We start from the raw sequence: 20558 nt of genomic DNA on the forward strand, positions 1-20558 counted from the left end.
CGCCTATAGCCCGTTGCAGACATTCTGGTTCGCCGTATCAAGGAAAGGGGCGAACGGGCAGCTGATGTAACGCAGGCGAACCCCGGCGCCGACATTTACGACGACGGTGTCCGCACGGATCGCGGCCGGCGCATTGCCGATGCCGCCGACGCGCGCGCCGCCATTATGCGCACCGAGGAAGCTGATCATGTCGTCTTGATCGATGCCGTCGCCCGACACACCGATCGCCCCGACCAGTTGGTTGCCGCGATAGATGGGGACCGATCCGGGGAAGATCTGAATGCCGTTCTGCAGCCGGTTCTGCCCCGCGGCAACGTCGGGCAAGGTCGTGCAGCGCTGCGGAGTATCGGTCGGACTGGCGCCCGAAACGAAGCCGAGATGTGCGCCGAGATTGCCGATGATCAGCGCCGATTGCAGCCCGGTCGAGAAGGGGTTGAACTGTGCGATCGGGCGCGACAGCGGCCCTTGCGGCCGGCCGACCTCGCCATCGGGGAAATAGGGCCGCGACAGATTGCCACCCGCACGGTCGGAAAAGGCGATCGTGCCGGTGAGCGCGGCCGGATTGTTCAGAAAGGTGCGTGTCGCGGTGACGAACTGGCGCACGTCGGCGCTGGCATTGGCGCCAAGTTCGGCTCCCGCCTGCGCGCCCGAGAAGAAGGCGGCGGTCCGCGCTTTCTGCAAGGACACGTCGGTGCCGAAGATCGGGGCATCGGGCGAACGTACGATACCGAGCACCGACCCGTGCGTGTCGACGATGCTGATCGTCACCTGCGCCCGGCTGTCGAGCGGGCGGCGGATTTGCGCGCGCGCACGGCTCATCACCGTAAAGGCTTCCTCGAGTACCGCGCGCGCCTCGGCCTGCGTCAGCGGCGCGCTGTTGCTCGCGCCATCGGTGCCGGCGCGGAGCGGATAGCGGTTGATGCCGCTGCCGTCGGTGAGCACGAAGGCATCGCGATTCGAGAATTCGGCCGGCGTCGAGGCGCGGACGCCCGACGCTTCGCTGCCATAGGCCACCCCGGCGGTCACCGCGGCGTTGGCATAGCCGATCACCGCGACAAGATTGCCCGCGGTGCCGTTGAGACTGGCGAAGCTAGCGCCGCCGCTCGACATCACTCCGGCGAAGGTCGCGTCGGAGAAACGCAGGCTCGTCCCGTCGACGGTGATCTTGTCGGCGGTGATCGTCGAAGGCGCCTCGAAACCGCGTGTACCGGCGAGCGCGATGAACTCCTCGGGGTCATTGTCGATGTCGAGGATGTTGGCATCGCTGCCGTAGACGCCATCGCCCATCACCCCGATGCCGCCGACGAGCACGCCATTCTTGTAGAGCGGCAGTCCGCCGGGGTCGGCGGCGAGGCCCAGCGGCGAGCGTTTGGGTCCGATCAGGGCGGCGTTACCTGCGGCACCGAAACGCGCCGACAGGTCGCTGCACGGAAGCTGGCTGAACTGCACACCGAAGAGCGGTCCGCTTTCGAGGCCCACGGTGGTGGGCGCAGGCGGGAAATGTTGCTGCACGATCTGGCTCGCGGTGCGCGTCGAGAAAGCGTTGCCGCCGCTCGAGAGGTACGCGCCGGTGACCGCCTTGGCGATCGCGCCGCCCTCGGCCGGGAAAGTGACGTTCTGCGCGTCGATATTCACGCCATTGGGTGCGGACGCGGTCGTTGCGGTCGCGCGTGCGCCGGTCATCCGGAAGACGCCGAGCACATTGCCGACGCGATCGGTCACCGCGATCACCGACGGCAGGCTGCGCGCCTGCGCTTCCGATATGGCCTGCGCGAGCACGCGCTCGACGTCCGCCGTGGTCAGCGCCTCGGCGGCGGGCGGCGTATACACCGTAGTCGGCGTTGGAGCGGGGGTCGGCGTGGGTGTCGGGGTCGGCGTACTGCCACCGCCTCCACCACCGCCGCACGAGGTGAGCAGCAACGCGCCCATCGCAGCGAAGGCGGCCGAACGGAAAAGATGGGTCTTGCTTCGCATGATCTTACCGCAGCGCTCCGATCGCGCGCACAGCGCTGCCGAACGAAGCCTGGAATTCGGAGGGTTTGTACGCGTTAGGGTCCTTCACCGCGGCGTAAGCACGGTCGATGTCGCCCCGGATGCCCGCCGCCGCGCCGACGGTGACGCGGCCCGACGACACCATCGCATTGAGCAAGGTGTCGACCCCCATCACCGCCTGCTGCGACCCCGAATAGTCGGTGTAGCGATCGCCGATCGCCTTCGCCGAAATCGCATCGACCATCGCAAAGGCATCGGCGCCCGAAAAATTGCGCGACGCGAATGCACTTTTGAGCGCCGCGACCGTCTGCGCCAGCTGCGCCGCGGCGGCGACCGCACTCGGCCGGTCGGTCGCCATCGCCTTGTGGAACGCCGCGGTGCGTACCGCGAGCTGGTCGGCGAGCGAAGGCGACGCCATACGTGCCGCCGCCGCCAGCATGATCAGATTCTCGTCATTATAGGGCGGCATGCCTTCGGGGATCGAGCGGCCGGGATTGTCGAGCCCCGTGCGCACCGGCTTCGCCTGGTCGAAGATGCGGCGGTGACAGCTGTGGCAATCGAGGAAGTAAAATTCGGGGAACATGCCCTCGGCCCCGCGCCGCGTCTGAAACAGCGCGAGGCTGCGCTCGATCGCGGTCGCCTGCCCTACCGCCCACATCTGGACATGATCGGTGCGCCGGTTCGCGGCACCGAACTTGCGCCAGCCATAGTCGGCGTCTTCCTGATGGTGCGCCTGGAGCGAAGAGAAGAGGTCGAGTTCGAAGGCGATGCGCGGGTGGCCGGCGGCCATGATGCGGTGGGTGACGAACTGACCGTCGGCGGCCGAGCCAAAGTGGCAGTCGACGCACACGCCCGCGCGCACGACCGGATCTTCGAGCTTCTTGAGCCCCGCCGACAGGTTCGCGAGATGTTTCTGGCGCATTTCGCGGTCGGGATCGGCGTTCGTCCCGACCCCGGCATAGTGGCTTGCGAGCCAGCCGCCCGCCGGACCATGGCACGATTCGCAGCCGACGCCATCTTCGGCGGGAACCGCGCGCGCGGTGCCCGCGGTGCTGTGGCAGCCGAGGCACATCTGCGCCTTGGATGGGTCACCGATGCCGAGATTGCGCGCGATGAACTGGCTGCGGTTATTGCTGAGCACCGCCCACGCGCGGCTATGCGCGCCGCCGGGGGTTGACGGTTCCTGCCATTTCATCAGCTCGTCCTGGCGGACGACGGTGCCGTCACCCTCCATCCGGCCGTGGCAGGTCGACCCCGCGCACGAGGCGACGCCGGTATAGCGCGCGCCGCTTTCGCCCTGCGACCGGGCGGGGGCTGCGAAGACGAACGCCGCAATGGCAAGCGCGAGCAGCGTCAGGGCGGCAAATACCGCCCAAGGCCGATCGGCGCGCTCCTTTCCAGCGTGCGTCGTCATCCGCAGAACCCCTTTTCCCCAACCCGGCGCTTTTACGCCTTGAGCCGAATTACACCACCCCGAAAGCCAGCATCGCGTCGGCAACCTTCTTGAATCCCGCGATATTGGCGCCCTTTACATAATCGATATAGCCGTCGCCCTGATCGCCATAAGTAATGCAGCTCTTGTGGATGCCGTCCATGATGTCCTTCAGCATCTGCTGCAACTCGCCTTCGCTCCAGGCGCGGCGCCCGCTGTTCTGGCTCATTTCGAGCCCCGACACAGCAACGCCGCCGGCATTCGCCGCCTTGCCGGGTGCGAACATGATCTTCGCGTCCTTGAAGACATGCACGCCTTCGAGGTTCGTCGGCATGTTCGCGCCCTCGCTGACCGCGATGCATCCGTTTGCGACCAGCGCCTTGGCATCGTCGCCGAGCAATTCGTTCTGCGTCGCGCACGGCAGCGCAACGTCGCACTTCACGCCCCACGGCGTCTTGCCCGCAGTGAAGCTCGCCGATTTATACTCGTCGCAATATTCTTCGATCCGGCCGCGGCGATGCGTCTTGTGCGCCTTCACCCAGTCGATCTTTTCCTGCGTGATGCCGTCGGGATCGTGGATGAAGCCGCCCGAATCGGAGAGCGTCAGTACCTTGCCACCGAGCTGGACGATCTTTTCGGCGGCATGCGTCGCGACATTGCCCGATCCCGAAATCACCGCCGTCTTGCCGACGAGATCCTGCCCCTTCGCCGCGAGCATGTTGGCGAGGAAGTAAACCGCGCCATAGCCCGTCGCCTCGGTGCGGATCAGCGAGCCGCCCCATTCGAGGCCCTTGCCGGTGAGCACGCCGGTAAATTCGTTGGTGATCCGCTTATACTGGCCGAACATGAAGCCGATTTCGCGCCCGCCGACGCCGATGTCGCCTGCGGGCACGTCGATGTCGGCGCCGATGTGGCGATAAAGTTCGGTCATGAAGCTCTGGCAAAAGCGCATGATCTCGCGCACGCTCTTGCCCTTGGGATTGAAGTTCGAGCCGCCCTTGCCGCCGCCCATCGGCAGCCCGGTGAGCGCATTTTTGAACGTCTGTTCGAACGCCAGAAACTTGAGAACGCTTTCGGTGACGCTCGGATGAAAGCGGATACCGCCTTTGTACGGGCCGATGGCATTGTTGTTCTGGACGCGCCAGCCGCGCTGGACGCGGATATTGCCGTTGTCGTCCTCCCAGCAGACGCGGAAAGACACGACGCGGTCGGGTTCGGCGATGCGCCGCAATATCTGCTGCGCGTGATATTCTTCCTTGTCGGCGATGAAATCGAAGATGTCCTCCGACACCTCCTGCACCGCCTGGACGAACTCGGGCTGACCCGGGTTGCGCTTTTTCACGCCTTCCATGAACGTCGAAAAGTCGACGTGATCCGAAACTGCCATGCACCCCTCCCCTGTATGACTGGGAAAGCCGGTGCGACCCCTGACGATTTTATCGTTGACCGACCTTGTGTGCCAAAGGCTACACCATCGCCAAGCAAAGGCAATATGACAGCGCGCACAGGCCGTATTTTTTCATGCAGCGCACAAGAGGGGCAAAAATGAGCGAGAGCAACAAGATGGCGCCAGACGGGACGGGGGTCACGAGGGGGGGCATGACGGGCACCAACCGGGCGATATTGATCGCCGCCTTCCTGTTGCTGGCGGCCGCGATCGGCTATGCGATCTGGCGCGATTCCGGCCCCTCGACACCCGATCCAGCGGCGCAGGGCACGGGCGCACCGTCCGATCAACTCGCCGAGCTGGAAGCGCGCACGAAACGCGAGCCGAACAGTGCCGAAGCGTGGACCGCACTCGGCGCGGCGCGATTCGACCTGAGCGATTTCGTGGGTGCGGCCGGGGCGTATGAGAAAGCGGTCGCGCTTTCACCCGATTCGGCAGGTCTTTGGTCGGCGCTGGGCGAGGCGCGAGTGATGGGAAGCGACAGCGACCCGATGCCCGCCGCCGGACTCGAAGCGTTCAACCGGGCGATCGCGCTCGACGCCAAGGATCCGCGCGCGCGCTATTTCCTCGCGGTGAAAAAGGATATTGGCGGCGACCACAAGGGCGCGATCGAAGACTGGTTCGCGCTGCTCGCCGACACGCCGCAGGGCGCGCCGTGGGAGGCGGACCTCCGCCGCACGATCGAGCAGGTCGGGCAGATCCACAAGATCGACGTCGCGGCGCGGCTCGCGAGCACAGCGGCGCGCCCGCTGACCGCCAACGAGATGCCGGTTGCCGCGCGCGCGATCCCGGGGCCGAGCCGCGCCGACATGGAAGCGGCGTCGCAGCTCCCCAAGGGCCAGCAGGATCAGATGATCGAGGGCATGGTGAGCGGGCTCGAGGCGAAGCTGAAGGCCAATCCGGCCGACGTCGACCGCTGGATCATGCTGATGCGCAGCCGGATGACGCTGGGTGAGACGGCAAAGGCCGCGCAGGCGCTGAAGGACGGGATTGCGGCGAACCCGGCGGCGGCGGGACGATTGAAGGCGCAGGCGCAGTTGCTCGGCGTGCCGGGTGCGTAAAAATCCCCGTTGGCGCGCCGCCCGGAACGCGGTACGCCGTCATCGCTGCGGGGGGCAACCATAACATAGGGTCGCCGCGGCATTTTTGCCGCGAGACGATTTCGGACGTATTTGCCCGGGACAGTTGTCCACTCTGTATCGGGCCTCGTGGTCACAGCTGACCGGCTGATGCGCAGCTTGCCGAAGCCGCCGCCCATCAGCCAGCGCAGGATCAGGGTCCGTACTCCATTACGGCGCCGTCGAGGCGCCCAAATGGCGAACAGATCGGGCCGAAAGACGCGCCGCGAGGGCTGGTTGCCCTTGCAAGCGGCTTTCGGGTCGAGATGGAAGCCATTTGGACGTCCCGAAGGGATTTGATCAAAATGGCCCATTGCTTCGTCGAGAAGTCTTGAAATATCGACATATTCCTGCGCCTTCTCTCCTCGCACTGAGCCATTTTGCTTCAAACCTCGACAGCGCCGTAATGGAGTACGGACCCTAACCCGCCATCAACGCCGCATTGCCGCCCGCCGCGGTGATGTCGGTCGAGATCGACTTTTCCTCGGCGAAGCGGTGCAGATAGTGCGGGCCACCCGCTTTCGGGCCGGTGCCCGAAAGCCCACGCCCGCCGAACGGCTGCGACCCGACGATCGCGCCGATCTGATTGCGGTTGACGTAGACGTTGCCGACCTGCGCACGCGCCGCGATGTGCGCCGCGACGCCATCGATGCGCGTGTGGACACCAAGCGTAAGGCCATAGCCCGAGGCGTTGATTGCATCGATGAGCGCGTCGAGTTCGCCACCCTTCCACGTCGCAACATGCAGCACAGGCCCGAAAATCTCACGCTTGAGGTCGGTGACATGGTCGAGCCGGATCGCCACCGGCGGCACGAAATGGCCATCGGCGGGCAGATTCGTCCGCCCGGCTTCGGCGATCACGCGGCCCGCGGCGCGCGCTTCGGCGACATAAGCGGCGATGTTCGCCTGCGCCTCGTCGTCGATGATCGGACCCACGTCGGTTGCGAGGATCGACGGATCGCCGACGTTGAGCTCGGCCATCGCGCCGGCGACCATCTCGACCATCGTATCGGCGACATCTTCCTGCACGCAGAGCAGGCGCAGCGCCGAGCAGCGCTGCCCCGCCGACTGGAAGGCCGAAGCGACGGCGTCGCGCGCGACCTGTTCGGGGAGCGCGGTCGAATCGACGATCATCGCGTTGGCGCCGCCGGTTTCGGCGATCAACGTCGCGATCGGGCCGTCGCGTCCGGCGAGGCTGCGGTTGATCATCCGCGCGACCTCGGTCGAGCCGGTGAAGGCCACGCCGATGATCTCGTTGTTGCTCGTCAGCGCCGCGCCGACGGTTTCGCCGCGACCGGGGAGGTAATGGAGCACGTCGCCGGGGATGCCGGCCTCGAGCAACAGTTCGACCGCGGCATGCGCGATCAGCGGGGTCTGCTCGGCGGGTTTCGCGAGCACGCTGTTGCCCGCCGCGAGCGCCGCCGACACTTGCCCCAGGAAGATGGCGAGCGGGAAATTCCACGGGCTGATGCACACGAACACGCCCTTGCCTTCGAGCATCAGCTCGTTGCGCTCGCCCGTCGGGCCGGGCAGCGCGACGGGGTAGGTGAAGTCGGCGCGCGCCTGCGCGGCGTAATAGCGCAGGAAATCGACCGCCTCGCGCACTTCGGCGATCGCATCGACGAGCGTCTTGCCCGCCTCGTCGATCGCGAGGCCGAGGAAGAGCGCGTCATGCTCCTCGAGCAAATCAGCGGCGCGTTCGAGCCGTTCGGCGCGGAAGGCACCGCCCGCGAGGCTCCAGTCGCCGTGCGCCTTGCGCGCTGCGGCGACGGCATCGGCGACCGTCGCGGCATCGGCCTCGATCACCTGGCCGACGACGGCGCCCGTCGCGGGATTGCGCACCGCCTCGGCCTTGCCCTTGCGCGCCACGCCGCCGACGATGGGCGCCGCGACCAGATCGCTGCGCCGCGCCGCACCGATCGCCGAAACCAGCGCCTCGGGCACACCCGGATCGCCAAGGTCGTAACCGCGCGAATTGCGGCGCACCGGATCGAAGAGCCCAAGCCCGGTCGCGATATTCGACGACGCCGCGCTCGCAACGCTGCGCGGGTCGACCGCGAGTTGTTCGGCAGTGACACCGGGGTCGGAAAATTGATGGACGAAGCTGGAGTTCGCGCCATTTTCGAGCAGGCGGCGGACGAGATAGGCGAGCAGGTCGCGGTGCGTGCCCACCGGCGCATAGACGCGCACCGGGCGCGGCGGCGGGAACAGCGCGACGAGCGCGTCATGCGCACCTTCGCCCATGCCGTGCAGCCGCTGCAGTTCGTAATCGGCGCCCGCGAACAGTTCGGAGACGAAGGCGAGCGTCATCGCATTGTGGCTCGCGAACGCCGGATAGATGCAATCCTGGCAGTCGCTCAGCAGCTGGGCGCAGCGCATATAGTTGAGATCGGTGTGCAGCTTCGCGGTGAAGACCGGGAAATCGCCGAGCCCCAGCGTCTGCGCGCGTTTGATCTCGGTATCCCAATAGGCGCCCTTGACGAGGCGCATCGACAGCTTGACCCCGCGCGTCCGCGCGCGGTTCGCAAGCCAGTCGATCACCGCCGGCGCGCGCTTTTGATACGCCTGGATCACGATGCCTAGCCCGGTCCAGTTATCGGCGATCCCGGCGTCGATCAGCGCCGCGAACACGTCCATATGCGGTTCGAGGCGGTCGGTTTCCTCGGCGTCGATCATCAGCGGGATGTTCACCGCGCGCGCCGCCTTGGCGAGTTCGATCACCTTCGGCACCAGCTCGCCGATGACGCGCGCGTGCTGGAGATATTCGTAGCGCGGGTGGAGCGCCGACAGCTTGATCGAAATGCCGTGATTGGCGTGCGGGTCGCCGGGCTTCGCGGCCTTGCCGATGCGCGCGATGGCATTGGCATAGCTTTCGTAATAGCGCGCCGCATCCTCGGCGGTGCGCGCGGCTTCGCCGAGCATATCGAAGCTGGCGAGTTCGGACTTTTCCTTGTCGGCGCGCTTGACCGCGGCGTCGATCGTCTCGCCCATGACGAACTGCTGGCCCAGCATCTTCATCGCGGCGAGCGCCGCTTGCCGAATCACCGGCTCGCCCGAGCGGCGAACCATCGATTTCAAGAGCGTCAGCGGGTTTGCGCGGCTGCCCATCGCATCGAGCATCAGCGTCGCCGATCCGAGCGAAAGCCCGCGCGACGACAGCGCAACGATCAACGGGCTGTCCTCATCCTCGCCGTCCTTCCAGTGGCGCCCGGCGATCTTGTCGCGGATCAGCGCATTGGCGGTGGCATTGTCGGGGACGCGCAGCAGCGCTTCGGCGAGGCACATCAGCACGACGCCTTCCTCGGTCGACAGGCGATAGCGGTTCATCAACTGTGCGACGAGCGTCTCGCGTTCCCCCTCGGCCTTCGCCTTGCGGATCAGTTCAAGCCCGCGCCGTGTCACGGCTTCGACGCTGGCCGAAGAGGTGGCAAGGGCGCTACGCAGCTCGGCGACGATGTCGGATTCGCTGCGGCGGGCGAGGGCGCGAATGGGCGCGCGATCGGGGCTTTGGGTCATGCCGCCTGATACCATATTGCCCTCAGGCGATCCGACTTGTTTTTTCCTATCCTATATATGAATTGACCAAGTTTCCGATGAATCCTAGTCGATACGTATGAAAAACACCTCTTCGACAGTCGAAATGGACGAGTTCGACCGCAAGATCCTCGCGATTCTGGGCCGCGACGGGCGGATCACCTTTACCGAACTCGCGCTGCAGGTGGGTCTCTCGAAAACGCCGTGCCAGCAGCGCGTGAAACGCCTCGTCGACAGCGGGCTGATCGTCGGCTTTCGCGCGATCGTCGATCCCGCCAAGGTCGGCCTCGACCATGTCGCCTTCACCGAAGTGAAGTTGTCGGACACGCGCGAGGATGCGCTCAAACAGTTCAACATGGCGGTGCGGCAGATTCCTGAGGTCGAGGAATGCCACATGATCGCGAGCAGCTTCGATTATCTGCTCAAGGTCCGCACGCCCGACATTCGCCGCTACCGGATCGTGCTCGGCGAGAAGATTTCGAGCCTGCCGCATGTCGCGAGCACATCGACCTTTGTCGCGATGGAGACGATCTGCGAATCGGCGCGCTGACACCGCGCCGCCAGCAAAGGATTGACCCGCGCCGCGGATGACGGCAAAGGCCGCCTATCGGTCGTTGCCGAGTGCGGGTGTAGCTCAATGGTAGAGCTTTTGCTTCCCAAGCAAGTGACGAGGGTTCGATTCCCTTCACCCGCTCCAGACTTTCGCAGCGATTTAGCCCCGCTAAATCGCGACAAGCGAAAGTCCGGCCGACCTCGCGCAGCGAGGATCGACGGCGTGGCTTTGCCACGACGGCCTCTTCAGCCCTCTACGCGCTTCACCTTCACCGACTGGCTGACGAACGCGATATCGCGATACGCCGTCAGGAAGGAAATATCGGCGGCGTCGCGCCCGACGCAAATACGCGCCATTTCCGAGGCGCGCGCCATGCCCGTCGCATCGACGAGGTGCCAGTCGCCATCGAGAAAGACCTCGGCGACGGCGTGGAAATCTTGCGGCGAAACGCGGAGCGCATAGGCGCTCGCCATCCGCGCCGGAATATGCGCGGCGCGCGCGAGCGCGATCATCACATGCGCATAGTCGCGGCACACGCCGCGGCGTTCGACGAAGCTGTCGAGCGCGCCGGTCTCGGCATCGCTCGACCCCGAGACATAGGTGAAGCGGCTTTCGATCCAGTCGCGCATGCGGCCGATCTTCGCCCCGCCCTCATGATCACCGAAGCGGCGCTCGACGAAGGCGTGGAACTTGTTCGATGGGCAATAGCGCGATTCGTTGAGGTAGGGGATCGCTTCGGCCGGGAGCCGGTGGAGCGGCACCGCGGCGAGCGAGCGGAAGTCGGTGTCGGGCCGGTCGATCTCGACCCGCGCGCGATATTCGGCGCGCAGGCTCCCCTCGGCGCGCAGCCAGATCGGCTCGCAGATGCCGTCGGCCGCCGGGACGCGCGCGACAAATTCGGGGGCGCCGACGTCGAGCGACGCGTCAAGGACGCGCTGGCCGTGCCCGTTCGCGGCCTCGATCTGCAGCATCAGGTCGACCGGCTCGGACAGACGATAATTTAGGGAGGCGGAAATTTCGAGTTTCATCTATCGGCAACGCATGAAGGAGGGTTCGGTGGCGCTAGGGACAGCAGAAAGAAAGAGCAAGTGACGCCGGCGCGGACCATCCCGTTCATCGTCGCGACGATCTTCATGGATGCGGTCGGTTTCGGCATCATCATGCCGGTGCTGCCGCAACTCGTGATGGAGGTCGGCGAAATCGACTTGGCCGAAGCGATCGAGGTCGGCGCGTGGATCGGCCTCGTTATGGCGGTCGCGACCTTCCTCGCCTCGCCGGTGCTCGGCAATCTCTCGGACCATTTCGGGCGGCGGCGCGTGCTGCTGCTCGCGCTCGGCGGGCTTGCGGTTGATTATGCGCTGCTGACGATTGTCGAGACTTTGCCCTGGCTGTTCGTCGCGCGCGCGCTGTCGGGCATTTTCGGCGGCAGCTATGCCGCGGCGCAGGCGGCGATCGCCGATATCACCCAGCCCGAGGAGCGCGCGCGGAACTTCGGCTTCGTCGGCGCGGCGTTCGGCATTGGCTTCGTCGCGGGACCCGCGCTCGGCGGTTTCCTCGGCGAGATCAGCCCGCGCGCGCCGTTCGTGGCGGCGGCGATCCTTGCCGCGGCGAACATGCTCTACGGCTACTTCATCTTTCCCGAAACGCTGCCACCCGAACGCCGCCGCGCGTTCGACTGGCGCCGCGCCAATCCACTCGGCGCGTGGAAGACGATGCGCAGGCTGCCCGGCATGGACGGCGTCGCCGGGGTGCTCGTGCTGTGGCAGATCGCCAGCCTCGTCTATCCGATGACGTGGAGCTTCTATTGCATCGCGCAACTCGGCTGGACGCCGGGGATGATCGGCGCGAGCCTCGCCGCGGTCGGGGTGATGATCGCGCTCGGGCAGGTTTTCGTCGTCGGCCCCGCGGTCGCGCGCTTCGGCGAGCGCGACGCGGCGACGCTCGGCATCCTCGTCGCGACCCTGGTCTATGTTGGTTATGCCTTCACCACCTCGACGATCGGCGCGTTCCTGCTGCTGATCCCCGTCGCGTTGCAGGCGCCGGTGCAGCCGTCGCTGATGGCGATGATGTCGCGCCGCGCGACCGCCGAAACGCAGGGCGAGGTGCAGGGGATTTCGGCGATGGCGATGGGGCTTGGGCAGCTCTTTGCGCCGCTGCTCCTCACCGGAACGATGGCCTATTTCACCGCCGACGCCGCGCCCGTCCATTTCCCGGGCGCCGCCTTTGTCGTCGCGGCGATCTTTGGCCTGCTCGCGATCCTGATGCTCCGCCGCCTGCCGCGCGCAACGCAGACGGTCGATCAGATGCCGCCGTCGGTCACCGCATAGCCGAGCGCTTCGAAACCCGCGGTGAGCGCCCCGACGCACGCCGCGACCTGTTCGCCGTCGGTCGAGCGGATGACGAAATTAGCGCCGATCTTGCCGTCGCGAAAAAAGGGATAGCTGCCGATCGCAACGCCCGAATAATCCTTCTCGCCCTGCCGCAGCAGATCGGCGATCTCGCTTTCGGGTGCCCACGCGCCGATCGTGTGCGCGACGAGCGGCGCGCCGCCTTCGAGCTCGCCGGTGAGCGCATCGAGCATGCCCGCGGTGATATGCGGCACCCCCGCCATCACGAACAGATTGCCGATGCGGATCCCGGGTGCGCCCGACATGCGGTTGGGGATCAGGTCGGCGCCGTCGGGCACGCGCGCCATCCGCAGCCGCGCCTCGGTCAGCTCGCTGCCGCGCGCGGTATAGTAATTTTCGAGGATTGCGCGCGCCGCCGGGTGGATGATGACGCCTACGCCGAGCGCCTTCGCCACCGCATCGACGGTGATGTCGTCGTGCGTCGGGCCGATGCCGCCGGTGGTGAACACATAATCATAGCGCACGCGGATCGCGTTCAGCGCATCGATGATTTCATCTTCGACATCGGGAACGATGCGCACTTCGCGCAGGCGTATCCCCTGCACGTCGAGCCAGGTCGCGATCTGCGACACATTCTTGTCCTGCGTGCGGCCCGAGAGAATCTCGTCGCCGATGACCAGCACGGCGGCGGTCCAGATGCGTTCTTCGCTCATGCCTTTGCCTTAGCCGCCTATGGTGACAAAACAAGCCCGCTGGCGGTCGGATCATGTTCTTGATATGTTCACACTCAAATCGAACCGCATGGGAGAAGCGCGATGACCGAAGACCTGATTTTCTATACCAATCCGATGTCGCACGGGCAGATCGTCCGCTGGATGCTCGAAGAGGTCGGCGCCCCCTATGAGGCGCGTATCCTCGATTATGCCACGACGATGAAGGGGGCCGATTACCTCGCGATCAACCCGATGGGCAAGGTTCCGGCAGTCGTTCACAAGGGCAAGGTCGTCACCGAATGCGCCGCGATCTGCGCCTATCTGGCGGACGCTTTCCCCGAAGCGGGCCTCGCGCCCGATGTGGCCGACCGCGCCGATTATTATCGCTGGCTGTTCTTTGCCGCGGGGCCCGTCGAGCAGGCGATCACCGCCAAGCAGTTCGGGCTCGAACCCGATGCCGACCAGCAGCGCATGGCGGGCTTCGGCTCGCTTCCCGCCGCGCTCGACGCGCTCGAAAGCGCGGTCGCGGACAAGGCGTTCGTCGCGGGCGATCGCTTTAGCGCCGCCGATGTCTATGTCGGCAGCCAGATCGACTGGGGCCTCCAGTTCGGCACGATCGCGTCGCGCCCGGCGTTCGAAGCCTATGTCGCGCCCTTGCGGACACGCGCCGCGTACAAGCGCGCGAAGGAAATCGACAATGCGCTGATCGCCGAGATACAGGGGGCGCAATGACGTCACCATTTCCGGACCTCACAACCGAAACACTCCTGCTGCGGCCGCTGGTGCTGGAAGATCATTCGGCCATTCAGGCCATTTTCCCGCAATGGCAGATCGTGCGCCATTTGAATCCGTTCGTTCCATGGCCCTATCCCGACGACGGCGCGCTGACCTTTGTCCGCGACGTCGCGCTTCCGGCGATGCGCGAAGGCAAGGCCTGGCACTGGTCGATCCGAACGCGGCAGGAGCCCGGCACCCTGATCGGCGTCATCAGCCTGATGCTCAATCCCGACGACAACCGGGGTTTCTGGCCCGATCCCGTCCACTGGGGCAAAGGCTTGATGCGCGAAGCGAGCGATGCCGTGACCGATTATTGGTTCGACGTGCTGGACCAACCGATCCTGCGCGTGCCCAAGGCGATCGACAATCGCGCATCGCGTGCCATCTCGACCGGCAGCGGCATGCGCGTGGTCTGGCGCGGCGAAAAACAATATGTCGAAGGCGCCTTGCCCTCCGAATTGTGGGAAATCACCGCCGATGAATGGCGGGCGAGGCGCATCCTCCGCCCTGACCAATAAAAGAGCCCGGCGAATCGCTCCGCCGGGCTCGCTTGTTTCGGCCTTCGTCCGTCCCGCTTATTCGCGGTTGCCCAAGAGGTTGAGCAGGAAGGTGAACATGTTGACGAAGTCGAGGTAGAGCGTCAGCGCGCCCATAATCACCGACTTGCCGACAAAGTCGGTCCCGCGGACATAGAAATACATGCTCTTGATCTTCTGCGTGTCATAGGCGGTGAGGCCCGCGAACAGCAGCACGCCGATCACGCTGATCGCGAGGCCGAGCGCGGTCGACTGCACGAACATGTTGATCAGCATCGCGACGAGGATGCCGACGACGCCCATGATCAGGAAGGTGCCGAAACCCGACAGATCCTTCTTGGTCGTATAGCCATAGAGGCTAAGACCAAGGAAAGCCGCCGCGGTCGCGAAGAAAGTGGTCGCGATCGACGACGCGGTAAACGCCAGGAAGATCGTCGACATCGACAGGCCCATCACCGCGGCATAGACCCAGAACAAAGTCTGCGCCGCCGTCGTCGACAGCTTGTTGATCCCGAAGCTCAGCACCAGCACGAAGGCCAGCGGCGCGAGCATCACCACCCACATCAGCGGGCTGCCGATCAGCGACTGGGTAAAGCCGCTATTGAACGCCAGCATCGCGACGATGCCGGTCAGCAGCACGCCCGAGCCCATATAATTGTAAACCGACAGCATGTACGACCGCAGGCCGGCATCGACGGCCTGGTCCATTGCGTTCGCGCCGGCACCAAAACCGGAAGCCGCCATATTGGGGTCGTTCCAATTCGCCATTGTCATTACTCCATCATCGGCCAGCCCATACCGGCCGTAGACAGCAATATCGGGCGTTTCCCCTCCTGTTTCAAGCGAAACCGGACAAGAGCAATATTATTGCCTGCCCGGCGGTTAGGGGGTCGCGATCCGAAACCCCGCCCATTATGTTGCCCGCCATGTCCACGCACCGCCTGTTCGTCGCGCTGCGCCCGCCGCGTCCGGTCCGCGACATATTGCTCGCGGCGATGCACGGCATCGCGGGCGCGCGCTGGCAAAATGACGAGCAGCTCCATTTGACGCTGCGGTTCATCGGCGAGGTCGACCGCCATATGGCAGAGGACATCGCGGCGGCGCTCGGCGCGCTCCATGCGCCGCCCGTTGCGGCGCGGATTGCTGGTGTCGGCCTGTTCGAGCGGCAAGGGCGGCCGAACATGATCTGGGCCGGGGTCGAGCCGCACGATCCGCTCGCGGCGCTGCACCGCAAGGTCGACCAGCGCCTCGCGCGCGTCGGCATCGCGCCCGAGACGCGCGCCTTTGTTCCGCATGTCACGCTCGCGCGCCTGAACCGCAACTCAGGACCGGTCGCGCCCTTCCTTGCGCTGAGCGGCGACCTTGCGAGCCCGGCGTTCGAATTCGGCCATGTCACGCTGTATGAAAGCGAACTCGGCCATGGCGGCTCGCGCTATCACCCCGTGGCGCGTTATCCGCTGGAAGGCGAAAATTCGGCAACGAGCGCCGCCGCGACCGCATCGACATCGTCCCACGTCGCGGCAAAGCCGTCGTCTTCGCCATAATAAGGATCGGTGACGCCTTCGCCGCCGCGACCAGGTAGAAGGTCGAGCATCAGCCGGAGCTCGGCGGTCGCGTCGGGCGGCCGGATCGCGCGGGCGTCGCGCAAATTGCTCGCGTCGGCGGCGAGGATCAGGTCGAAATCGTAGAAGTCGGCGCGGCGGAGCTGGCGGCCGCGCAGCGCCGAAATGTCGACGCCGCGGCGGCGCGCTTCGGCCTGCGCGCGGGCATCGGGGGCATGGCCGATGTGCCAGTCGCCGGTTCCCGCCGAATCGAGCGTGGCGTCGATGCCGGCGCGGGCAAAGGCGGCGCGCGCGGCGCCCTCGGCAAGCGGCGAGCGGCAGATGTTGCCGAGGCAGAGGAAGAGGATCGCGGGTTTGGCAATTGCTCTATCGTTGCGCATATCGACGATGTTCTCCATAAAGTTGAACCGACTTTCAACTTGCGCCTTCGTCCGGCTCTGCTAGCCATGATCCACAACAGATAATGGGTCAGGGAGAGGGTTGCCAGATGGCCGAGACCGCCAGCGAGAATGTCACGTCGGGTGCGCCGGTTTCGGCCGAACCGAAGGCCACCGGATATAGCTGGTACGTCCTGTCGGTGCTCGTCGTCGTCTATATCCTCAATTTCATCGACCGGCAGATCATCAGCATCCTCGCGGTCGACATCAAGGCCGACCTTGGCCTGACCGATGGCGATATGGGCTTCCTCGGCGGAGCCGCTTTCGCGGTCTTCTATGCGCTGTTCGGCATCCCGCTCGGCCGCCTCGCCGATAATTGGAGCCGGGTGAGATTGCTGTCGATCGGCCTGACCCTGTGGTCGGCGATGACGGCCGCATCGGGCTTCGCCTATAACCAGCTGACCCTGACCTTCGCGCGCATGGGCGTCGGCGTCGGCGAGGCGACCGCGAGCCCGACCGCCTATTCGCTGATCTCGGACTATTTCCCCAAGCGGCAAAAAGCGACCGCGCTCGCGATCTATTCGTCGGGACTCTACCTCGGCGGCGGCGTGTCGCTGTTCATCGGCGCGCTGATCGTCGAGGCATGGAACAGGAATTTCCCTGCAGGCGGGCCGATGGGGCTGGTCGGCTGGCAAGCGGCCTTCCTCGCGGTCGGCATCCCCGGGCTGCTCCTTGCGCTCTGGGTCGCCAGCTTGCGCGAGCCGGTCCGCGGCGCGATGGACGGCGTCGCGAGCCCGGGCTGCCCGGACCCGTTACGCGAGTTCGGCAAGGATCTGTCGATGATCGTGCCGCCGCTGACCCTGTGGGGCGCCGCAAAGCGCGGCCCCGCGGCGCTGGCGATCAACGTCGGCTTTGCCGCTGCGATCGCCGCCTTCGCCTGGTGGATGATCCGCCTGACGGGCAATTTCCCGCAATGGTCGGCGGTCGCGCTTGGCTATTATGCGGTCTTTTCCTGGGCGAGCGCGCTGCGCGCGCACGATCCGGCGACCTTCCGGCTCATCTGGGGCACTCCGGCGTTCATCTGCACCACGCTCGGTTATGGTCTCGTCAGCCTCGCCGCCTATGCGCTCGCTTTCTGGTCGGCGCCCTATGCCGAAATCGTGCTGGGCCTCCCTAAGCAGGAGCTGGCTTTCATCCTCGGCGCGAACGGTGCCGTCGCCGGTTTCGTCGGCGTCATCATCGGCGGCCGCCTCGCCGATCATCTGCGGGCGAAGAATCCGGCGGGCCGCATCCTGATGATCATCTTCGGCGTCGTCGCACCGATCATTCCGATCTGGATCGGCTACACGACCGAGAATTCGACGCTCTTCTATGTCATGAACTTCCTCGCCGGCATGCTTGGCGCCGCCGCGCTCGGCGCCGCTGCCGCCACGACGCAGGATCTGGTGCTGCCGCGGATGCGCGGGACGGCGACCGCGGCCTTCTTCCTCGGCACCACTTTGGTCGGCCTGTCATTCGGACCCTATATGGTCGGGCAGATTTCGGATCTGGCGGGGACGATCGTCGACGGCAAGCCGGTCGGCGACCTGCGCACGGGCATCCTGTCGCTGATCGGCGTCGCGCCGATCGCGCTCGGCCTGCTGCTCTATGCGTATCGCGCGGTGCCAGAGGCCGAAGCGACGATCGCCGAACGCGCGGCGGGCGCCTGACCTTTCGATCGAGGCACCCGCACAAACTTGGTCTGAAATCCGCCTCCGTCAGCCCCCAATGGGGCGACGGAGCGGAAGCGAGGCTTACTTCGCGCCCTCTTTGACGATCACGCCGCACGCGACGCGCCCGCCGCTGTTGCCGCTGGGATCGGTCTTGTAATCGTCGGGCCCGGCGTGGATCACGAACGCGGCACCGTCGGCGTCGAGCAGCGCGCCATCGCCCTCGAAACGCGAGCCGACGAGGCGCAAGGTCGCGCGGCCGATCTGGTCGGGCTCGATGACGAGGTTGGGCAGGTCGCCATGGTGCGCGCCCATCGGATTGTCGCGGCCGTGCTGGGCGCCGGTCGGGTTCCAGTGCGGGCCGGCGCTCGCGAAATCGGGCGCATTGCACTGGCCGACGGCATGGACGTGCATCCCGTAGGTGCCCGGCGCAAAGCCGCGCGCGACGAGTTCGATGCGGAGACCCGTCGTGTCGCGGTAGATGTCGGCGCGGCCGCGGTCGGCGCCCTTATTGTCATAGAGCTGGGCATAGGCATCGGCCGGGGGCAGCGTCGTGGTCGCTTTCTTGCCCATCCCGGCGCAGCCGGCGAGCGCCAGCGCCCCGATGACGACGGCCCCCTGGGCCATGATCTGTTTACGGTGCGAACCCATCGTCATCTTGCTGCTCCCTTTGATCCGGATCGGAATCAGAACGTCGTCACGGCGCGTTTCGATCCCGGTGCGCCGGTGATGCCCGCAATCGCTTCCAGTTCCAAGGGGATAGTCAGCTTTGGGGTGGGAAGCGGACGTTCTTTCCGCACGGGAGATATTACCTTTGGCAGCGACAATCTTTACGGAAATCGGGCATGGGGATATGCGGAGGGCTTAAAGAAACTTATCACGATCTCGTATCGTCGAAGATCACCGATGCCCTACTTCGCCAAGCCTTTGGACACCCTGTATTTGTCCACTGCCTGCAGTATGCCCGCTATCTCGGCCACCGACATCCCGTCCTGCCAATCCTGCGCGGGCGGCGCGCTGAACATGAAGCGCCACCCCGCGCCCACACCTGGTTGCCACTTGCCTGCGATGTCACGAAGAAGTAGCTCGTCGACTGGGAACGCGATGTGCTCGACGAACGTGCAGTCGCCATAGGGACCGCCGCAGGAGCCGATGTCGCTGGAGATTTCGATGACCGGAACGCTCCTTGGACCGCTCGACGTCTCATAATATGCCGTGTGATAGAGGCGCGGCTTTTGGTCGTAAGTCATGAATTGATAGATCTGATACGTGGCCGCGCCGGTTTTCTTGTCGACGTACGCCCGGACGAAATTGTCATTCCAAACGACCTTGATCAGGCCCCGCGAATCTTTGAAACAAGGCTCGGTCGTTATGGTGGCGATCATGTCGAGGCTGTCGTCGGACAGTTTCGAGCAGCTGGCGAACTGGTTCGGAGTCATGGCGAGCAGCTTCTTCATCTGCTTGGATATCTTCGGCGTTGTGTCCTCGGACACCGAAGGGACCGCGAGCGCAATTGCCAACGCCGCGCCAATAGCCAAATTTTTCAAGTGCGCCCCCTTTTCAAGAGGCGAACGCTACTCGGGCGTGGGGCACTATTCAACCGGCCTACCACCTCCGGATTTCACTAAGGAGCGATCAGGCACGTGGCATTGGTTCGTCGTCGGACGGTAAATGCGAAGCCAAAGGCACCCGAGATACGCGCCACGCCCCGAACGCCACTTCGTTTACCGAGACCTCCCCAAGCGTACGATTTGAGCTACGCGCCTGTCCGCAATCGGTCGGTTCCAGTCATTCGTCATCCCGGGCTTGACCCGGGATCCCGCTTCTTATGACGCGAGAGCAGGTTTCCACTTCAAGCGGGACCCCGGATCAAGTCCGGGGTGACGACGCTAAAGAGGGCAGCGATCGCTCGCTAGCCGCCATTCGCCCCAGATCGGACGGACAAAAAAAGGGCCGCGAATTGCTTCGCGGCCCCGTATTTTTTGCCTGACGGCTTCGATCAGAAGATCAGAAGACGCGGGCGTATTGCTCGTTGCCGACGAAGCCCAGCTTGCCGACGCCGCTGCGCTTGATCACCGCCATGACATTGTCGACGACGATATAGCGTGCATAGGGGTCGGGCTGGACCTGCAGCTCGGGTTCGACCGGCAGTGCCTTGGTCTGTTCCAGATAATTTGCCAGCTGCGCAAGGTCGACCGGCGAACCGTTCCAGGTGATCGTTCCCGCGGGATCGATCATCACCTTGTTCTTTTCGGGGTCGACATTGCTCTGGCTGTCGGTCGGGACCGGCAGGTCGATCTTTACCGCGTGGGTCTGGACCGGGATGGTGATGATGAACATGATGAGGAGCACGAGCATGACGTCGATCAACGGCGTCGTGTTCATGTCCATCATCGGTTCATTTTCGTCCCGATCTCCAACTGCCATGGACATGCGATTATTCCTTCGTTCCTAAACGGA

The 20558-nt window shown here is 65.2% G+C and carries 18 protein-coding genes and 1 tRNA gene; 8 read left to right on the forward strand and 11 right to left on the reverse strand.

Annotated elements, in window-relative coordinates; all coding sequences use genetic code 11:
* Nucleotides 1-3: 3 nt before the first annotated feature.
* From ACTJI5_RS05920 to gdhA, 3 genes are read right to left on the reverse strand one after another with little or no spacing between them, the layout of a single operon-like run.
* On the reverse strand, nt 4-1974 hold the full coding sequence (locus ACTJI5_RS05920) for a heme-binding protein (protein WP_440859681.1): 1971 nt from the start codon (nt 1972-1974) through the stop codon (nt 4-6).
* Nucleotides 1975-1978: 4 nt separating this feature from the next.
* Nucleotides 1979-3406: a multiheme c-type cytochrome gene (locus tag ACTJI5_RS05925; protein ID WP_440859682.1), complete on the reverse strand. Its 1428-nt coding sequence runs from the start codon at nt 3404-3406 to the stop codon at nt 1979-1981.
* Nucleotides 3407-3455: 49 nt separating this feature from the next.
* Complete coding sequence (gene gdhA, locus ACTJI5_RS05930) at nt 3456-4811, reverse strand: NADP-specific glutamate dehydrogenase (protein ID WP_439512278.1); 1356 nt, start codon at nt 4809-4811, stop codon at nt 3456-3458.
* A gap of 212 nt (nt 4812-5023) precedes the next feature.
* On the opposite strand from gdhA, the gene ACTJI5_RS05935 reads away from it, so the two are divergent.
* Complete coding sequence (locus ACTJI5_RS05935; RefSeq protein WP_440859683.1) at nt 5024-5932, forward strand: tetratricopeptide repeat protein; 909 nt, start codon at nt 5024-5026, stop codon at nt 5930-5932.
* Between the two features lie 477 nt (nt 5933-6409).
* Here ACTJI5_RS05935 and putA read toward each other — a convergent pair whose 3' ends face one another.
* Nucleotides 6410-9505, reverse strand: coding sequence for a bifunctional proline dehydrogenase/L-glutamate gamma-semialdehyde dehydrogenase PutA (gene putA, locus ACTJI5_RS05940; RefSeq protein WP_440859684.1), 3096 nt, complete (start codon nt 9503-9505; stop codon nt 6410-6412).
* A 97-nt stretch (nt 9506-9602) separates the two neighbouring features.
* On the opposite strand from putA, the gene ACTJI5_RS05945 reads away from it, so the two are divergent.
* Nucleotides 9603-10073 carry an Lrp/AsnC family transcriptional regulator gene (locus ACTJI5_RS05945; protein WP_310250449.1) on the forward strand — a complete coding sequence of 157 codons (471 nt, stop codon included), beginning with the start codon at nt 9603-9605 and terminating at the stop codon, nt 10071-10073.
* A 73-nt stretch (nt 10074-10146) separates the two neighbouring features.
* Nucleotides 10147-10220: transfer RNA gene (locus ACTJI5_RS05950), tRNA-Gly, on the forward strand.
* A gap of 101 nt (nt 10221-10321) precedes the next feature.
* Here the strand turns inward: ACTJI5_RS05950 and ACTJI5_RS05955 are convergent.
* The gene (locus tag ACTJI5_RS05955) at nt 10322-11104 is read right to left on the reverse strand and encodes a transglutaminase-like domain-containing protein (RefSeq protein WP_058539203.1); all 783 of its coding nucleotides are present in this window, start codon (nt 11102-11104) and stop codon (nt 10322-10324) included.
* Nucleotides 11105-11164: 60 nt separating this feature from the next.
* On the opposite strand from ACTJI5_RS05955, the gene ACTJI5_RS05960 reads away from it, so the two are divergent.
* Entirely contained in the window at nt 11165-12403 is a 1239-nt protein-coding gene (locus ACTJI5_RS05960) for an MFS transporter (RefSeq protein ID WP_440859685.1), read from the forward strand.
* Here the strand turns inward: ACTJI5_RS05960 and ACTJI5_RS05965 are convergent.
* Nucleotides 12376-13137 (reverse strand): competence/damage-inducible protein A, encoded by a 762-nt coding sequence (locus ACTJI5_RS05965; protein ID WP_440859686.1) that lies wholly within the window; start codon nt 13135-13137, stop codon nt 12376-12378. The genes ACTJI5_RS05960 and ACTJI5_RS05965 overlap by 28 nt on opposite strands.
* A gap of 102 nt (nt 13138-13239) precedes the next feature.
* Here ACTJI5_RS05965 and ACTJI5_RS05970 point away from each other — a divergent pair, with 102 nt between their 5' ends.
* Together ACTJI5_RS05970 and ACTJI5_RS05975 are read left to right on the forward strand one after the other, a co-directional pair.
* Nucleotides 13240-13869, forward strand: a complete 630-nt coding sequence (locus ACTJI5_RS05970) for a glutathione S-transferase family protein (protein WP_440859687.1) — start codon at nt 13240-13242, stop codon at nt 13867-13869.
* Nucleotides 13866-14432: a GNAT family N-acetyltransferase gene (locus ACTJI5_RS05975; RefSeq protein ID WP_440859688.1), complete on the forward strand. Its 567-nt coding sequence runs from the start codon at nt 13866-13868 to the stop codon at nt 14430-14432. The genes ACTJI5_RS05970 and ACTJI5_RS05975 overlap by 4 nt, the downstream gene beginning before the upstream one ends.
* Nucleotides 14433-14489: 57 nt before the next feature.
* Here ACTJI5_RS05975 and ACTJI5_RS05980 read toward each other — a convergent pair whose 3' ends face one another.
* Entirely contained in the window at nt 14490-15218 is a 729-nt protein-coding gene (locus ACTJI5_RS05980) for a Bax inhibitor-1/YccA family protein (RefSeq protein ID WP_440859689.1), read from the reverse strand.
* 158 nt (nt 15219-15376) lie between these two features.
* Between ACTJI5_RS05980 and thpR the strand changes: the two genes are divergently transcribed.
* Entirely contained in the window at nt 15377-15994 is a 618-nt protein-coding gene (gene thpR / locus ACTJI5_RS05985) for an RNA 2',3'-cyclic phosphodiesterase (RefSeq protein ID WP_440859690.1), read from the forward strand.
* Here thpR and ACTJI5_RS05990 read toward each other — a convergent pair.
* A complete protein-coding gene (locus ACTJI5_RS05990) occupies nt 15901-16392 on the reverse strand; it encodes a low molecular weight protein-tyrosine-phosphatase (protein WP_440859691.1) in 492 nt (163 codons plus the stop codon). The genes thpR and ACTJI5_RS05990 overlap by 94 nt on opposite strands.
* 107 nt (nt 16393-16499) lie before the next feature.
* On the opposite strand from ACTJI5_RS05990, the gene ACTJI5_RS05995 reads away from it, so the two are divergent.
* Nucleotides 16500-18098, forward strand: coding sequence for a spinster family MFS transporter (locus ACTJI5_RS05995; protein ID WP_440859692.1), 1599 nt, complete (start codon nt 16500-16502; stop codon nt 18096-18098).
* An 84-nt stretch (nt 18099-18182) separates the two neighbouring features.
* Here ACTJI5_RS05995 and ACTJI5_RS06000 read toward each other — a convergent pair whose 3' ends face one another.
* From ACTJI5_RS06000 to ACTJI5_RS06010, 3 genes are all read right to left on the reverse strand, one after another.
* Nucleotides 18183-18755 (reverse strand): superoxide dismutase family protein, encoded by a 573-nt coding sequence (locus ACTJI5_RS06000; protein WP_440859693.1) that lies wholly within the window; start codon nt 18753-18755, stop codon nt 18183-18185.
* 254 nt (nt 18756-19009) lie between these two features.
* A complete protein-coding gene (locus ACTJI5_RS06005; RefSeq protein ID WP_440859694.1) occupies nt 19010-19645 on the reverse strand; it encodes a hypothetical protein in 636 nt (211 codons plus the stop codon).
* A gap of 460 nt (nt 19646-20105) precedes the next feature.
* Entirely contained in the window at nt 20106-20531 is a 426-nt protein-coding gene (locus tag ACTJI5_RS06010; RefSeq protein ID WP_037517269.1) for an ExbD/TolR family protein, read from the reverse strand.
* Nucleotides 20532-20558: the final 27 nt, after the last annotated feature.

Origin of the sequence: Sphingopyxis sp. 22461 (genome assembly GCF_052044915.1) — a bacterium.
Lineage (GTDB): Bacteria > Pseudomonadota > Alphaproteobacteria > Sphingomonadales > Sphingomonadaceae > Sphingopyxis.

Coding starts and splice junctions, on each gene's coding strand:
- ACTJI5_RS05920 (WP_440859681.1), bottom strand. CDS start 1,974: ATGCGAAGCAAGACCCATCTTTTCCGTTCGGCCGCCTTCGCTGCGATG.
- ACTJI5_RS05925 (WP_440859682.1), bottom strand. CDS start 3,406: ATGACGACGCACGCTGGAAAGGAGCGCGCCGATCGGCCTTGGGCGGTA.
- gdhA (WP_439512278.1), bottom strand. CDS start 4,811: ATGGCAGTTTCGGATCACGTCGACTTTTCGACGTTCATGGAAGGCGTG.
- ACTJI5_RS05935 (WP_440859683.1), top strand. CDS start 5,024: ATGACGGGCACCAACCGGGCGATATTGATCGCCGCCTTCCTGTTGCTG.
- putA (WP_440859684.1), bottom strand. CDS start 9,505: ATGACCCAAAGCCCCGATCGCGCGCCCATTCGCGCCCTCGCCCGCCGC.
- ACTJI5_RS05945 (WP_310250449.1), top strand. CDS start 9,603: ATGAAAAACACCTCTTCGACAGTCGAAATGGACGAGTTCGACCGCAAG.
- ACTJI5_RS05955 (WP_058539203.1), bottom strand. CDS start 11,104: ATGAAACTCGAAATTTCCGCCTCCCTAAATTATCGTCTGTCCGAGCCG.
- ACTJI5_RS05965 (WP_440859686.1), bottom strand. CDS start 13,137: ATGAGCGAAGAACGCATCTGGACCGCCGCCGTGCTGGTCATCGGCGAC.
- ACTJI5_RS05970 (WP_440859687.1), top strand. CDS start 13,240: ATGACCGAAGACCTGATTTTCTATACCAATCCGATGTCGCACGGGCAG.
- ACTJI5_RS05975 (WP_440859688.1), top strand. CDS start 13,866: ATGACGTCACCATTTCCGGACCTCACAACCGAAACACTCCTGCTGCGG.
- ACTJI5_RS05980 (WP_440859689.1), bottom strand. CDS start 15,218: ATGGCGAATTGGAACGACCCCAATATGGCGGCTTCCGGTTTTGGTGCC.
- thpR (WP_440859690.1), top strand. CDS start 15,377: ATGTCCACGCACCGCCTGTTCGTCGCGCTGCGCCCGCCGCGTCCGGTC.
- ACTJI5_RS05990 (WP_440859691.1), bottom strand. CDS start 16,392: ATGCGCAACGATAGAGCAATTGCCAAACCCGCGATCCTCTTCCTCTGC.
- ACTJI5_RS05995 (WP_440859692.1), top strand. CDS start 16,500: ATGGCCGAGACCGCCAGCGAGAATGTCACGTCGGGTGCGCCGGTTTCG.
- ACTJI5_RS06000 (WP_440859693.1), bottom strand. CDS start 18,755: ATGACGATGGGTTCGCACCGTAAACAGATCATGGCCCAGGGGGCCGTC.
- ACTJI5_RS06010 (WP_037517269.1), bottom strand. CDS start 20,531: ATGTCCATGGCAGTTGGAGATCGGGACGAAAATGAACCGATGATGGAC.